Genomic DNA, 14907 nt, shown 5'->3' with positions numbered 1-14907 from the left:
AAAAAATCTTAAATCAATAATAATGTTTAGTGAAAAGGATGGTGTTAATTTTGGATAATTTTACATTTTGGAATCCCACCGTTTTAATTTTTGGAAAAGACCAGCTTGAACAATTAAAAACACAAGTTCCCCGCTTTGGAAAAAAGGTGCTGCTCGTGTACGGCGGCGGTAGTATCAAGCGAAACGGCTTATATGATAAGGTGACGTCCCTTTTAGATGAAATCGGGGCTGAAGTGTATGAGCTATCAGGTGTGGAACCAAATCCACGCCTTACAACTGCCCAAAAAGGAATTGAAATCTGTAAAAAAGAAGGAATTGAATTCCTATTGGCGGTTGGCGGCGGAAGCGTTATCGACTGCACCAAATTGATTGCTGCCGGCGCAAGATATGAGGGAGAGTCCTGGGATTTAGTAACGCGAAAAGCAGTTGCCAAGGATGCCCTTCCGTTTGGTACTGTTTTAACCCTTGCTGCTACGGGTTCAGAAATGAATGCCGGTTCGGTTATTACCAATTGGGAAACAAATGAAAAATATGGCTGGGGAAGTCCTGTGACGTTCCCGAAATTTTCGATTTTAGATCCTGTTAACACTTTCACTGTTCCACGAGATCAAACCATTTATGGAATGGTTGATATGATGACACACGTTTTGGAACATTATTTTCATCTTGAGGAGAATACGGATTTTCAGGACCGTATGTGTGAGGGCTTGCTGACAACCGTAATGGAAACGGCGCCAAAATTGCTCGCTGATTTAGAAAATTATGAACACCGAGCCACGATTCTATACTGCGGCACAATGGCTTTAAACGGCATTTTAAACATGGGATACCGCGGCGATTGGGCGACACATAATCTTGAGCATGCGGTTTCTGCCGTCTATGATATCCCTCATGGCGGCGGGCTTGCGATTTTGTTCCCGCACTGGATGGAGCATAACCTTTCAGTAAAACCGGAACGCTTTAAAAAGCTGGCGGTAAGAGTGTTTGGCGTTAATCCGGAAGGAAAAAGTGCCGAGGAAACAGGACATGAAGGAATTAGAAAACTGCGTGAATTCTGGAGCAGCATTGGTGCCCCAGCTCGGTTAGCAGATTATGATATTGATGACAGCAAGCTTGAAATTATGGCAGATAAAGCTATGGTGTATGGTGAGTATGGAAACTTTAAAAAGCTGAATCGAGAAGATACACTAGCAATATATCGCGCATCATTATAAATGCATGGACTCGGGCACTTGGTGTCCGAGTTTTCTTATTTTTATGTTAATAGTTATCCATTCGACAAAATCTACGAAATTGTAAAAAAATTATCGAAAATGTGTACGCTTACATGAAAGGACCCTGCTTGATAATCCGTCTGCCATTCGATAAAGTGGTTATTGTAAATAAAATTATGGAGGATCATTCATGACACACGTTCGTTTTGATTACTCAAAAGCATTAACCTTTTTTGGAGAGCATGAACTTACATATCTGCGCGATGCCGTTAAAGTTGCCCATCATTCACTGCATGAGCAAACAGGTGCGGGCAGCGACTTTTTAGGGTGGATTGAGCTTCCAACTAACTATGATAAAGAAGAATTTTCCCGGATACTAAAATCAGCCGAAAAAATTAAAGCTGATTCTGACGTACTTCTTGTCATTGGAATAGGTGGTTCTTACCTTGGCGCAAGAGCAGCGATTGAAATGCTCCAGCACAGTTTTTATAATTCGCTTCAAAAAGAAAAGCGGACCACCCCGCAAATCATTTTTGTCGGTAACAATATTAGTTCCACATATATGAGGGATTTAATGGATCTCCTTGATGGCAAGGACTTCTCCATTAACGTTATTTCTAAGTCTGGGACTACAACAGAACCAGCGATTGCTTTCCGTATTTTCCGTAAGCTTCTTGAAGAAAAATACGGACAAGAGGAAGCACGTAAAAGAATTTATGCAACTACTGATAAAGCCAGAGGTGCTTTAAAAACATTATCAAACGAAGAAGGCTACGAAACCTTTGTTATTCCAGATGATGTAGGCGGCCGTTACTCCGTTTTAACTGCAGTTGGTTTACTTCCTATCTCCGTGAGCGGTGCAAATATAGAAAAAATGATGGAAGGAGCTGCCAAAGCACAGGAGGATTTTGGTCATTCCGAACTTGAAGACAATGCTGCCTATCAATATGCAGCCGTTCGAAATGCTCTTTATAATAAGGGAAAAACGATTGAAATGCTGATTAACTATGAGCCAGGGCTTCAGTATTTCTCAGAGTGGTGGAAACAGCTTTTTGGTGAAAGTGAAGGAAAAGACCAAAAAGGAATATTCCCTTCCTCGGCAAACTTCTCAACAGATCTTCACTCACTTGGTCAATATGTCCAAGAAGGTCGCCGCGATTTATTTGAAACGATTATTAAGGTTGAAAAGCCGCGTCATGAGCTTACCATTGAAGAAATGGACAATGACCTGGATGGTCTTAATTACTTAGCCGGCAAAACGATTGATTTTGTCAACAACAAGGCGTTTGAAGGCACGATGCTTGCCCATACAGATGGCGGTGTACCAAACCTGATCGTAACCATTCCATCTTTAGATGAGTATACATTCGGCTATCTGGTTTATTTCTTTGAAAAGGCCTGTGCCATGAGTGGATACCTGCTTGGCGTCAATCCATTTGACCAGCCTGGCGTCGAAGCATATAAAGTCAATATGTTTGCATTATTAGGTAAACCAGGATTTGAAGAGAAAAAAGCTGAACTAGAAAAACGTTTGAAATAAATAGGCTATTGTTAAAGTCCATTGTTGGTTTATTACACTGTTGATTGGCGCGGAAGGCGCGAGACTCCTGCGGGATAACGGGGCAGGGGAGACCCCACAGGCGCAAAGCGCCGAGGAGGCTCTCCGGACCGCCCTAAGGTGCGCGAAGCGCCTGGAGCGCAAATCAACAACTAAGTTTAACTGGCCCATAATTAAAAAAGTGCTGATTGGATTTTACGCAATCAGCACTTTTTTTATTGAAATTGGAGAAACTAACGGTAATGTCTAAAGGGGGTAAATAAATAATGATTGAATTACCATCGAAAGTAGAAGGGAAACAATTTGATTTATACAAGCTTGAACAAAAATTAAAACCAATCGGGTATTCGATTGGCGGGAATTGGGATTATGATCACGGAGCATTCGACTATAAAATCAATGATGATGATAGTTATGAGTTCTTGCGCTTGCCATTTAAAGCTGTGGACGGCCAGCTAGACGCCCGAAATTGCACAGTCCAATTAGAAAGACCATTTCTGTTATCACATGTTTATGAATCAGGATTGGACCAACTAGGCTCTTCTGGAGGAGGTACTTTCAATCAATTTCAAGATCCTGTTGATAAGGATGCCAGTTTTCCAGAACAATATATCGAATCCGGAAAATCGCTCGTTCAGGAGCTAGAGTCATTGCTGTTAAACGATTAGCATTATTTAAAAGTCAATAGCTGGTCATTTTCTTCAATCTTGAAAGAGTGGGAGGGGTTAAGCATGGTATCCTCTCCTCTTTTAATTCCGATTAAAAGAAAACCTTTGCCGAGCAGCTCCTGACAAAGCTCCATGAAGGTTTTTCCAATATCTGTTTCCATTACTTTAGAGGAAGATAATCGACTTTCCTGGAGCTGATGGATCACGCTAGATAAGAGCCCGTCACCATTGGAATGGAGGCTGTTCACCATAAAAACGCTAGTTAGCTTATTAGATTGAATGACCTCGTCAGCACCGGCTCTAATCGCATTAATCACTTGTTCAGCGGTTAATATTTCAACGATGCATTTAACCTTTGAGCATAGCCCTTTAATCGTTAATAAGGTTAATATACTATTCATATCAGCTTGCAGCTCATCATTTCCCCGGTCGGCAGTGATTAAAACCTTTTCTGCCTTTTCGATATCACTTTTAAGGATTGTTTCATCTACATGACCTTTTCCTTGAATAAAATGAACAAATTTTGATTTCACCGGATTCGTTTCAAGTGTTTCGTCGATTAAGACAATCATTTGTGGAAAGTTAGTATTTGTCAGCTTGCTAATTAATTCTTTGGAGCGTTCGTTCCAGCCAATGATAATAATGTGGCTTTCACCCTTAAAAGGAATTCTCCCCTCTGAAAATGCATCTTGCTTTGTGACGGCGGCAGCTGCGAGTGTTCCAAAATAGGAAGAAACAAAACCTACTCCCAGTAAGATTAAAAATAACGCTGTTAATCTGCCCAATAACGACTGAGGTACATAATCTCCATACCCCACTGTGGAAGCAGTGATAATAGCCCACCAAATTCCATCAAAAATAGTTGGAAAGGTTTCTGGTTCTAATAGATGAATGGTTATTCCGAAGGTAAGAAAAACAAGCAGGGCAATCAGTAATATCCTTACTAGAAGCGGCATTCGTAAAAAGCTTATATAAACCCTATTTGGCACAACCAACACCTCTTTTCTACTAAGTAATATTATGGACGAAATTGGAGGATCTAATAATCGTATCTAGTAATTTCTAAAAAACACGAAAACCCTTCCGATCCGTTTGGAAGGTTTTTTTATAGGAATAAAATTTATCAAATTTGTAAAATTTAAACGAAAGTGACCAATTATTTCAAGATTTATGAGGTGTATAAGGTGCTGATTGAAAGAAAAAAAGAGCGAAGATATATCCTCTTTGCCTTGATTGTTATAGCGGTCTATCTTTCCCCGCTTTTTATTCTTCAAGAAAATGCCCATATTCGTGTCCATGATAATTTAGACTCTAATTTGGCATGGTATAAAGTTTTAGCTAGAAGCGGCGAGATGTTTGGGGGTGTACATGCTCCTATCCCGCAAATCATTAATGGACTGTTACCTAGAAATGCCTTCGGAACAGAATATAGCGTGATTGTTTGGTTATATGCGCTTCTTCCAACCATGGCAGCCTATGGTTTGAGTCAAGCTTTAACAAGACTTGTGGCCTTTTTTGGTATGTACTTACTGTTAAAGGCGCATTTACTTCCCGGGGAAAAATGGCTTCCCATTCAAATAGTAACGGCTTTGGCTTTTGCTTTAACGCCTTTTTGGCCATCGGGGATGCTAAGTACGTTAGGGATGCCGCTCGCACTATGGTCATTCCTTAATTTTCGGAATCGAGAGGATACGTGGAAGGATTATTTAGTAATAACCTTATTACCCTTATATGCAAGTATTGTCTTAGGCTTTTTCTTTTTCTTAAGCGCTATGGGCATCTTCTGGCTGACAGACGTTGCAAGAAGAAAAGGCTGGAACCTGCGCTTATTGTTTGCCATTGTTTATATGACCTTCATTTTTATGCTAGTAGAATATCGCTTAGTTTATTCGTTTCTATTCAAATCTGAGCCCAACAGCAGAGATGAATATTTCCATGCACAGATGCCATTTTGGGGGGCCGTTCGTCTCTTTTTTAAAAATTACCTGCTTGGGCACACGCATGTTCTGACGGTACATACTTTTTTTATTTTACCGGCTACGTTTATTGCCATTTACTTTGTTTTTATGAAACAGCTTTGGAAACAAGAAAGAATTTTTGTATTTTTATTTGTTTTCAATATTTTGTTGTCGGCTTGGTATGCCTTTTGGTTTTATGAGGGCTGGCTTCCTTTGACAAAGAAATTTCATTTTATGGATACCTTTAATTTTGCTCGCTATCATTTTTTGAGGCCGCTCGTGATTTATGCCAGTTTTGCCCTTGCCTTAAAGATCATTTCACTGCAGGGATTTTCCTGGAGAAATACGGCAAAATGGTTAGCTATTATGCAAATTGTTTTTTTAGGATTATTTAATGATGAAATCATTTATCAACAAAAACCAACTGTGAAGGAATTTTATGCAGTGGAATTATTTAGGGAAATCAAAGAGCATATTGCTCTTCCTCAAGAAAAATATCGAGTGGCCAGTATCGGAATCCATCCAGCAATCTCCCAATATAATGGCTTTTACACACTTGATACCTATAATAATTTTTATCCTTTAAGCTATAAACATCAATTTAGGAAAATAATTGAAAAAGAATTGGCGAAAAATAAAACGGTGCGAACGTATTTCGATCAATGGGGCGGGCGCTGCTATCTGTTTACTTCTCAGCTTGGAAAAAGATATATGATCAAAAAGGATTCAAAACAACATTTGAAAAAACTAGAGTTAAATACAGACGTTTTTAAAGAAATGGGCGGCCGTTATATATTCTCTGCCATCCCAATCGATAATGCCGAGCAAAATCAGTTACTGCTGGACAAAGTGTTTGAATCGAAAAAATCTGCCTGGAAAATTTATTTATATAAGATTTTGTAGACATTGGGGGTATATAACAGATGATGGAACCAGTTCTTACGATTGTGGTGCCTTGCTATAACGAAGAAGAGGTGTTGCCGGAGACAATGATGAAGCTTGGTCAGCTGCTGCAGGAGCTAATGAGCGATGAGCTAGTTTCAAAGCAAAGCAAGATCTTATTTGTGGATGACGGAAGTAAGGACCGTACGTGGGAAATGATTTATAAAGAAGGGTTAAAAAACGACCATGTACGGGGCTTAAAATTAGCACGCAATGTTGGACACCAAAACGCATTATTGGCTGGTTTATTTACCGCTCAGGAACTTTCTGATTGTGTCGTTTCCATTGATGCTGATTTACAAGATGATATTCAGGTAATCCGGGATTTTATGTTGAAATTTCATGATGGCTGTGAAATCGTTTATGGTGTTCGCAAAGGCCGTGATACAGATACGTTTTTTAAACGAAGCACGGCACAGGGATTTTATAAAATCATGAAAATGCTCGGTGTCGATCTCGTATACAACCATGCGGATTTCCGGTTAATGAGCAAAAGGGCTTTGCAAGAGCTGGAGCGATTTAAAGAGGTCAATCTTTTTTTACGGGGGATTGTCCCACTCTTGGGTTTTCGAACTGACGTGGTCTATTATGACCGATTAGAGAGGCAGGCGGGAGAAACAAAGTATCCTTTAAAGAAAATGTTGGCCTTTGCATTTGATGGGATTACTTCCTTTTCAATCTCTCCGATTCGTTTTGTTTTAATGATTGGCTTTGTCTCATTCTTTATGAGCCTTGTCTTTGGCGGCTACTTTTTAACGTTAAAATTTTTGGGGAATACTGAAACCGGCTGGACATCACTGATTACATCGATTTGGTTAATTGGAGGTCTGCAGTTAATTGCGATTGGTTTAATTGGAGAATATGTTGGGAAAATATATAAAGAAGCAAAGCAGCGTCCCAAGTATATCGTTGATATTGATTCCTTTAATTTACCTTTGCCAAGGCATCGTCTGCTTAACCAAACCGGTGAGGATGAGTTTTATAACCTTGAATATAGAAAAATAGCGGAATCTAATAAATAGTTTATTGTGTAAAGAGTTTCCCTGACGAGGGAAGCTCTTTTTATTTTTGTCGTACAACCTACTGGCCTTGAATAAAAATGGATAGACAGGCTTTTATTTTGGGTGGGGGAGATATATATGAATGTATTTTTAAGCTATATACTATTAGGATTGTCTCTAGCTGCTCCCATTGGACCAATAAACGCAGCCCAAATTGACAGAGGAATTAGAAATGGCTTCCTGCACTCATGGCTGATTGGCGTTGGTGCTGTGTTGGCGGATGGGATCTATATGCTGGTGGTTTACATAGGTGTGGTCAATTTTCTTGAAACGTCCTTTATGCAAACCTTCCTATGGCTTTTCGGCGCCTTTGTACTAATCTACACAGGGGTTGAAACGATTTTAAAGGCAGGAAAGATTCACTTACAGGATTCAAGGGGGACGGAGCCGCTCATAAAATCGTTTCTCTCCGGTTTTTTTATGTCGATTTCCAATCCATTAACAATTCTTTTTTGGCTGGGTATTTATGGCTCAGTGCTTGCGAAAACAGCTTCAGCCTATGATACCACTCGATTAGTATTTTATAGCAGCGCTATTTTTATCGGGCTTTTGTTATGGGATATCACCATGGCAGGGGTTTCTAGCAGCTTCCGATCCTTTGTCACCTCACGTTTACTCATTATGATTTCACTTATGTCGGGTTTTTCTTTAGTAGGATTTGGCGTGTATTTTGGTATCCAGGCGTGGAAAATGTTATTTCCTTAAAGCACAAAAGCTGGCATGAATAATTGCCAGTTTTTGTGCTTTATTTTTATGCGGTAGGCCAAGGTTTAAGCACTTTCTTCTTATGCCTATTCCATTTGAGGTTCATCATAAAGGTAATGGCACCAATGACCCCAAGAAAGGCTAAACTTATAAAAAAGCCTGGACGGCTTTTGTCATGGAATATCGTTCCGCTTACGGCGATTAAGATTAAGATTGCCCCGAGGGTATATTTCATTTTGTCCATTATTCTTAATTCAAGAATTTTTCTTGAGGAGGCCAGAATAAACATCCAATTATATAGAAGCATTAAGCCGGCCGCCGTTGTAATATACTCATAAATTAGATTTGGCATTAACAAAGCAGATACTACTGAAGCTGTGATACCGACCATGGTAAGGATGAGTGTCGCAATCGGTACCTTTAATTTTCCTTTTCTAGAAAAGCTTTTCGGTGCATCACCTTCTTCACCCAGTGTAACAAGTACGCTTGTTACACCATAAAGAGAAGCAACCATCGTAGAAAAACCTGCAATGATTAAGGCTCCATTGAAAATATGAGGGATAAATGAAAGATGATAGGCATCTAAAGCAACGACAAACGGGCTTTCCATTGCATTAAATTTCTCCCAGGATACCATTAAGACAGCAAGGCCAATGGATAGAATATAAATGAGCATAAGAGTAAACAGCATAACTCTTCCTGCCTTAGGGGCTTCTTTGGGATCCTTCAAATTTGTTGCCATTAATCCTAATATCTCAATCCCGCCAAAAGCGTAAAAGGCAAAAATGATGGAAGACCATAAGCCTTTCATTCCATGTGGAAGTATATCGTTTCGGCTGCTCGTATATTGTATTGGGCGGTCTCCATCAATCACACCGAAAATGGCTAAACAGGCAATGATAATAAACATTAATATCGCAGAAATTTTTAATATCGCCAAAATGTTTTCCAGTTTGTTCAATACACTTACTCCGATTAATAATACGAAGAGTCCAAGAGTGGCATAGCCGGCTGCGAACAGCCATAAAGGCACTTTTGGTAACCAAAAACGTGAAAAAATGGAAAGAGCAGTCATTTGGCTTCCCATAATTAACACTTCAGAGCACCAGTATACCCATCCGCTGCTGAAGCCTGCCCATCTCCCGTAAGCTTTTTTTGCATAAGAGCGAAAACCGCCTTTAAGGGGCTCTTTTGATGTCATTTTTGAAAGAGCATCAAAGACAAAATAAGTACTTATGGCAGCAATAATAAACGCCATTAAAATGGAAGGACCTGTCATTTTAATGGCTAAGCTCGATCCTAGGAAAAATCCTGTTCCTATCGTACAGCCTACTCCAAACAAAGAGAGGTGCCACCACTTCATAACGTTTTTCTCCTCTGCCGCTGACTTTGATTTGCTCATACAACTTCTCCTTTTTACAAACTTCGTCCAGTGGCACCTGGTGATTTATCGGTATCCTTTTGATTGTTATATTCTTCATCATTAAGTCCTGGATTCTGGTTATTGGCTCCTCCTAAATACTGTCCCTCATGCTCACGTTGGACTTTTCGAAATTTATTAAAATTTTCATTTACCATCTAATCTCCTCATTTCTTATCAAGTTATCTTTTTTAAGATTTACGTCATGTACATTCTTATTCAATTTCTTAAAGTAATCTTAGTTAGGTTTTTGATGGAATTAAATTTTTATTACATAATCAACCGCCTAACAATTGAAAATATATGATATAGACAATTGCGCTTTTTGATGAAAGGGGTTTATCTTATGCTATCGACACAGCAATTAGCTGAGTTACGTCTACAACTATTACAGGAAAAGAATGAAGTGGAGGAACATTTACAACAAAATGACCACTTTGGTTTAGAAAGAGGCCATGCACATGAAGCGGTAGGGGAGTTGTCGAGCTATGATAATCACCCCGCAGACGAAGGAACAGAATTATATGAACGTGAAAAGGATATTGCCTTAAATGAGCATTATGGATTGCAGCTTCAAAATATTAATCATGCTTTAGAGGCGATGGAAAATGGAACATATGGGAAATGTGAGGTTTGCGGAAAAGACATTCCTCTAGAACGCCTGCAGGCCTTGCCTAATACCACTTATTGTATTGAACACAGTCCTGACCAAATAGTTTCTCACAACCGCCCAGTTGAAGAAGGGGTACTTATGCCGCCTTGGGGGAAATTTGATATGGATGAAAAGAATGAGAACGTCGCCTTCGATGCTGAAGATTCCTGGCAAACGGTGGCCCAGTGGGGAACCTCGGATACTCCTTCTGATTTAGCCTTTCCACAGGATAATTATCAGGATATTTATGCGGAGGCAGACGAAAACATTGGGTATGTGGAAGACTTTGAAAACTTTGTCGGGAATGATATGTACGGCAATAATATCACAGTATATCCAAACCCTCAGCACGAACAGTATGAGGAAGCGCTCGATGAGGAAGGAATTATGACAAGCTTCGGAGATTTACCAGCATTTGAACATGACCCATATGTGGATCATGATGATAAATAATTAAAAAAAAAAGAAAACAGCTTTCTTCCTGAGAGCTGTTTTCTCTGATTATTGCTTAACTTTGTTCAGTTGCATTTTCGTTTCCGGTCGTTACATCGCCTTCCGCATACACATCACTTATTTGTTCATGTGTGGTGGCAAGTCCTGATGAAATCTGATCTTTTTCTTGATAATAGCTTGGATGGTAGAAGCTCCCGGCAACTTCTTTATTTGGATTCGCTTTCTGTTTCTGTTTGTCCATCATGTGATCCTCCTTTTCAATGTGATACAACGGTATTTTTTTCTTTTTTATAGCGGATTACTCCTAAAAAATATTTCAGCTAAGGAAGTGTTTATTATGAAGAATAAAAAGAAATTTCCAACCCGAGAAGATTTAGACCAGGCCTTTCATTATCTCCACGACCAGATAAACAGGATTTCCGTTATCGAGGAAGTTGAAATGATGAAAGAAGAAAAAGAGGAATATAAAGAGTAAATAGGACTGAAATATTGCCTAAAGCCAAATTAGATTGAAAGGGGCAATAATTTTTCTCTAGACCCAATAAGGTTGTGTTTGCTATGATTTCTAGAGGCATTTCAAAGGTGGTTTAATATGGTAATAAGAGAAACGCTGGCAAAAAAAGTCGCTTGGATCAGTGTGATCAGTAATATTATTCTTACATTCGGAAAGATCATCATAGGCTGGTATGGAAACAGTGATGCGGTATTTGCAGATGGGATTCACTCCGCCGCCGATGTTTTCGCGTCTATTATTGTTCTATTGGTCATTAAAATTGCCAATAAACCCGCGGATAATGAACACCCCTATGGACACGGAAAGGCAGAAGTCATTGTCTCTGGCATTGTTGGAATCTTACTCTTTCTTGTCTCCCTTTATGTTGTTTATGAAGGAATAAGCGGCTTTTTTCACAAAGTGGAATCACCTAGCCTGTTGGCCATGTGGGTCGCACTATTTTCATATATTATGAAAATCATTCTATACCGCAGTTCATTAAAAGTAGCCAAACAGCATAATAGCAAGGCCATTGAAGCCATTGCTTTTGACCATAAAGCCGATATTGTTGCTTCTATTGCTGCGGCTATTGGTGTTCTTATCTCTATTTTAGGAGAACGATTCGATCTTCACCTTCTTCTTTATGGAGATAAAGCTGCAAGTATTTTTGTCGCCTATTTAATTTTTAAAATTTCAAAGGAAATGCTGACAGAGGCATTTGATATTCTCTTGGAGCGGAACATTAGCACGGAAACGATTCAAGAGTATACTAAAATAATTAATGATTTTCCTGATGTTAAGCGAATTGACAGAATCCGGGCAAGAGAGCATGGCCATTATATATTGGTGGATTTGCGGATTGCCATTGATCATTATAAGACAATCAAAGAGGGGCATGATCTGGCCAAATCGATTAAACAAAAGCTTATGAAAAATTATGATAACATCGATGAAGTTTTAATTCATTTAAACCCTTATTTTCCAGAAGATAATTAATTCCAAAAAAAACACCTTTGTACTTTGGACCATTTGGGTTTATGATAGGATATGATATAAAAAGATCGAAGGAGTTGATATTTTTGAGTTATTCCGTTGACCCGGACCCAAGTAGGCGAGGGGAAGTCAATGTTATTTTTGAATTGATTGAATTGATTATCAAGAATATCAACTCTAGAATTGGATGTTGGCTTCCTCAAACAAAGTGAGTGAGGAGGTTTTGGCATGCTTGAAATGTTTAAAAGCACCGATGCGAGGGTGCTGGAAAAAGTGGATTCTATTTCCAAAGGCTGCTGGATCAATATCTATGCTCCAACACCCGAGGAAATAGCAAAGGTATCAAATGATGCTCAAGTAGATATCGATATTATAAAAGACGCGCTGGATGATGAAGAGCGTCCGAGGATTGAACGTGATGATGGCCGAGTTTATATCATCGTTGACTTTCCCTATATTATCCATGATGAAACAGGTCTTGCTGTTTATGAAACGATTCCAATTGGGATTATTTTAACGGAGGATAATATTATTACCGTATCCTTAAAGGATTCTCCAATTATAGAGGAATTCCGAAAAAATCGCGTCAAAGAATTTTTTACGTTTAAAAAGACGCGCTTCGCTTTGCAGATTCTATTTGTAATCTCATCCTATTATCTTCGGTATCTAAAGCAAATCAATAAGAAAACAAATGAAATAGAACGAGAAGTACACCAATCGTTGAAAAATAAAGAACTTTATGCCTTTTTAGCTTTAGAGAAAAGTTTGGTTTACTTTACGACATCCTTAAAATCAAATAAAGTCGTCCTTGATAAAATCCTGCGTTTTAACTATTTAAAAATGTATGAAGAAGACAAGGATTTATTAGAAGACGTGATAATTGAAAAAACGCAGGCAATAGAAATGGCGGAAACGTACCGTTCGATCTTGAGCGGGATGATGAATGCTTTTGCTTCGATCATTTCAAATAACCTGAACATTGTGATGAAGTTTTTAACTTCAATTACAATTATCTTGTCTTTCCCAACGATGGTGGCCAGCTTTTACGGAATGAACGTGGATATTCCATTCCAGCATGCTACACATTCCTATGCAATCCCGCTAGTGATCTCTGCCTTTTTAACGAGTTTAACAGCGTTTATTTTTTGGAAAAAGAAATATTTCTAGATTACCAGCCAGTCAATTGGCTGGTTTTTTTATTTTCAATGATAAAATTTCCCTATTTTTTATTACCAGAAAAAATAATCTATTTACGTTCTAATTATTTTTATAGAAAATTAAAAATTTTCCCAACATTAATAGCTGGCGGATTGTTATTATATAAGAAATTTAACAATAGGCTAGAACATCAGCAAAACGGCTGTAGTGCAAAGGGAGAAGGGAGTTTTTGAATGAAAAAAGGGAAAATTCTAGGGGCTGCGGTAATGAGTGCGGTCATGGGGATATCGATGTTTGCAACCGCCGCATTCGGACAGCAATCTGCCAATCAGGAATCATATCGCGTCTTGATTCAAGGCCCGTCTGCGGAAAAAGCAAAAGCTAAGGCAAGCTATGGGGCCCGCTGGGAGTTTGAAGGGCAAGGATTTACAACAACGGTAAACGCTCAGCAATACCAGGCACTATTGAAAAATAAAAATCTAAACATTGAAAGACTTCCAGAGCTTCAGCTTGGCGTAAACCAGGATGCAGCCGCAAAGCCAGGAGGAACAACGGCTGCAGCGCCTAGTGATCAAACTCCTTGGGGGATTGAAGCCATCTATAATGATTCAGGAATAAAGGCAACTTCCGGTGGAAACGGTATTATAGTTGCCGTACTTGATACAGGTGTTAAAAAGGACCATAAGGATTTAGTTAATCAAGTTCTTCAGTGTAAGGATTTCTCCCAAATGAAAACCCCACTAGTTGATGGAAGTTGCTCTGACGGAAATGGACATGGGACACATGTTTCCGGTACCGTTCTTGCAAATGGAGGCAGTGACGGGAAAGGAATCTATGGTGTGGCACCAGGGGCAAAACTGTGGTCCTATAAAGTATTAAACGACCGTGGCTCAGGTTTTTCAGATGATATTGCGGCTGCAATCAGGGCAGTGGCAGATGGAGCAGGTAATTCAAACGTTATTATCTCAATGTCGCTCGGTTCAAGTTCAAAGGATTCGCTTATTTCTAGTGCTGTTGATTATGCCTACAGTAAAGGTGTGCTAATCGTAGCGGCTGCTGGAAACGACGGTCCTGGAGTCAACACTATTGGATATCCTGGAGCATTAGTGAATGTTGTTGCCGTTGCTGCATTAGAGAATGTTCAGCAGAACGGCACCTACCGTGTGGCAGATTTCTCTTCCCGAGGCAATCCGGCTACAGCAGGTGACTATAACATTCAAGAGCGGGATGTCGAGGTTTCGGCACCTGGCAGGGCAATTGAATCGACGTGGAAGGATGGAGGTTATAACACAATCAGCGGTACATCGATGGCTACTCCGCACGTATCGGGTCTTGCCGCAAAGATCTGGGCTGCAAATCCATCTTGGGATAATAAGCAGCTTCGCACAGAATTGCAAAATCGCGCCAAAGCGAATGATATTAAAGGCGGAACAGGAGCGGGTATAGGGGATGATTATGCATCCGGCTTCGGATTCCCTCGAGTAAATTAAATGAATATGTGCCATCCGGCACTGATGATTGGATGGCCCTGTAAAAATATTATTTATTTTTAAAAAAATCAGAAAAATAACTGTATGGAGAGTGACAATTCATGTAAAATAGTGTAAAAAGGAAGGCAAGCTAGGTGGCCAT

Annotated in this window: 16 protein-coding genes; 12 read left to right on the top strand and 4 right to left on the bottom strand. The window is 39.5% G+C overall.

What is annotated here, in order from left to right:
• The first annotated feature begins 50 nt into the window (after window positions 1-50).
• The 3 genes from AC59HZ_RS21520 to AC59HZ_RS21510 all read left to right on the top strand — a co-directional run bounded on the left by AC59HZ_RS21520 (window position 51) and on the right by AC59HZ_RS21510 (window position 3440).
• Window positions 51-1214, top strand: coding sequence for an iron-containing alcohol dehydrogenase (locus tag AC59HZ_RS21520; RefSeq protein ID WP_496547820.1), 1164 nt, complete (start codon window positions 51-53; stop codon window positions 1212-1214).
• Window positions 1215-1404: 190 nt separating this feature from the next.
• The gene (locus tag AC59HZ_RS21515; protein WP_496547819.1) at window positions 1405-2754 is read left to right on the top strand and encodes a glucose-6-phosphate isomerase; all 1350 of its coding nucleotides are present in this window, start codon (window positions 1405-1407) and stop codon (window positions 2752-2754) included.
• Window positions 2755-3038: 284 nt separating this feature from the next.
• On the top strand, window positions 3039-3440 hold the full coding sequence (locus tag AC59HZ_RS21510) for a YugN-like family protein (protein WP_496547818.1): 402 nt from the start codon (window positions 3039-3041) through the stop codon (window positions 3438-3440).
• Between the two features lie 2 nt (window positions 3441-3442).
• On the opposite strand, the gene AC59HZ_RS21505 is transcribed toward AC59HZ_RS21510, so the two are convergent.
• Window positions 3443-4429 carry a potassium channel family protein gene (locus AC59HZ_RS21505; RefSeq protein WP_496547817.1) on the bottom strand — a complete coding sequence of 329 codons (987 nt, stop codon included), beginning with the start codon at window positions 4427-4429 and terminating at the stop codon, window positions 3443-3445.
• Window positions 4430-4624: 195 nt separating this feature from the next.
• Between AC59HZ_RS21505 and AC59HZ_RS21500 the strand changes: the two genes are divergently transcribed.
• The 3 genes from AC59HZ_RS21500 (at window position 4625) to AC59HZ_RS21490 (ending at window position 8106) form a co-directional block, all read left to right on the top strand.
• Window positions 4625-6301 (top strand): DUF6044 family protein, encoded by a 1677-nt coding sequence (locus tag AC59HZ_RS21500; RefSeq protein ID WP_496547816.1) that lies wholly within the window; start codon window positions 4625-4627, stop codon window positions 6299-6301.
• 20 nt (window positions 6302-6321) lie between these two features.
• Window positions 6322-7362, top strand: coding sequence for a glycosyltransferase family 2 protein (locus AC59HZ_RS21495; protein ID WP_496547815.1), 1041 nt, complete (start codon window positions 6322-6324; stop codon window positions 7360-7362).
• Window positions 7363-7479: 117 nt separating this feature from the next.
• Entirely contained in the window at window positions 7480-8106 is a 627-nt protein-coding gene (locus AC59HZ_RS21490; protein WP_496547814.1) for a LysE family transporter, read from the top strand.
• A gap of 46 nt (window positions 8107-8152) precedes the next feature.
• Here AC59HZ_RS21490 and AC59HZ_RS21485 read toward each other — a convergent pair whose 3' ends face one another.
• Both AC59HZ_RS21485 and AC59HZ_RS21480 read right to left on the bottom strand, forming a co-directional pair.
• Window positions 8153-9508: an amino acid permease gene (locus tag AC59HZ_RS21485; RefSeq protein ID WP_496547813.1), complete on the bottom strand. Its 1356-nt coding sequence runs from the start codon at window positions 9506-9508 to the stop codon at window positions 8153-8155.
• A 14-nt stretch (window positions 9509-9522) separates the two neighbouring features.
• Window positions 9523-9684, bottom strand: coding sequence for a hypothetical protein (locus AC59HZ_RS21480; RefSeq protein WP_496547812.1), 162 nt, complete (start codon window positions 9682-9684; stop codon window positions 9523-9525).
• Window positions 9685-9872: 188 nt separating this feature from the next.
• Between AC59HZ_RS21480 and AC59HZ_RS21475 the strand changes: the two genes are divergently transcribed.
• Entirely contained in the window at window positions 9873-10631 is a 759-nt protein-coding gene (locus tag AC59HZ_RS21475) for a yteA family sporulation protein (RefSeq protein ID WP_496547811.1), read from the top strand.
• 55 nt (window positions 10632-10686) lie between these two features.
• Here AC59HZ_RS21475 and AC59HZ_RS21470 read toward each other — a convergent pair whose 3' ends face one another.
• A complete protein-coding gene (locus tag AC59HZ_RS21470) occupies window positions 10687-10875 on the bottom strand; it encodes a YozQ family protein (RefSeq protein WP_496547810.1) in 189 nt (62 codons plus the stop codon).
• 93 nt (window positions 10876-10968) lie between these two features.
• Here AC59HZ_RS21470 and AC59HZ_RS21465 point away from each other — a divergent pair, with 93 nt between their 5' ends.
• From AC59HZ_RS21465 to AC59HZ_RS21445, 5 genes are all read left to right on the top strand, one after another.
• Complete coding sequence (locus AC59HZ_RS21465; protein ID WP_496547809.1) at window positions 10969-11106, top strand: hypothetical protein; 138 nt, start codon at window positions 10969-10971, stop codon at window positions 11104-11106.
• Window positions 11107-11223: 117 nt separating this feature from the next.
• Window positions 11224-12120, top strand: a complete 897-nt coding sequence (locus AC59HZ_RS21460; protein WP_496547808.1) for a cation diffusion facilitator family transporter — start codon at window positions 11224-11226, stop codon at window positions 12118-12120.
• A gap of 225 nt (window positions 12121-12345) precedes the next feature.
• The gene (locus AC59HZ_RS21455; RefSeq protein WP_496547807.1) at window positions 12346-13284 is read left to right on the top strand and encodes a magnesium transporter CorA family protein; all 939 of its coding nucleotides are present in this window, start codon (window positions 12346-12348) and stop codon (window positions 13282-13284) included.
• On the top strand, window positions 13263-13508 hold the full coding sequence (locus AC59HZ_RS21450; protein ID WP_496547806.1) for a hypothetical protein: 246 nt from the start codon (window positions 13263-13265) through the stop codon (window positions 13506-13508). The genes AC59HZ_RS21455 and AC59HZ_RS21450 overlap by 22 nt, the downstream gene beginning before the upstream one ends.
• Complete coding sequence (locus AC59HZ_RS21445; protein ID WP_496547805.1) at window positions 13509-14765, top strand: S8 family peptidase; 1257 nt, start codon at window positions 13509-13511, stop codon at window positions 14763-14765.
• Window positions 14766-14907: the final 142 nt, after the last annotated feature.

It is taken from the genome of Neobacillus sp. DZ-9 (assembly GCF_059587065.1).
This window is presented reverse-complemented; position numbering and strand designations above follow the sequence as displayed.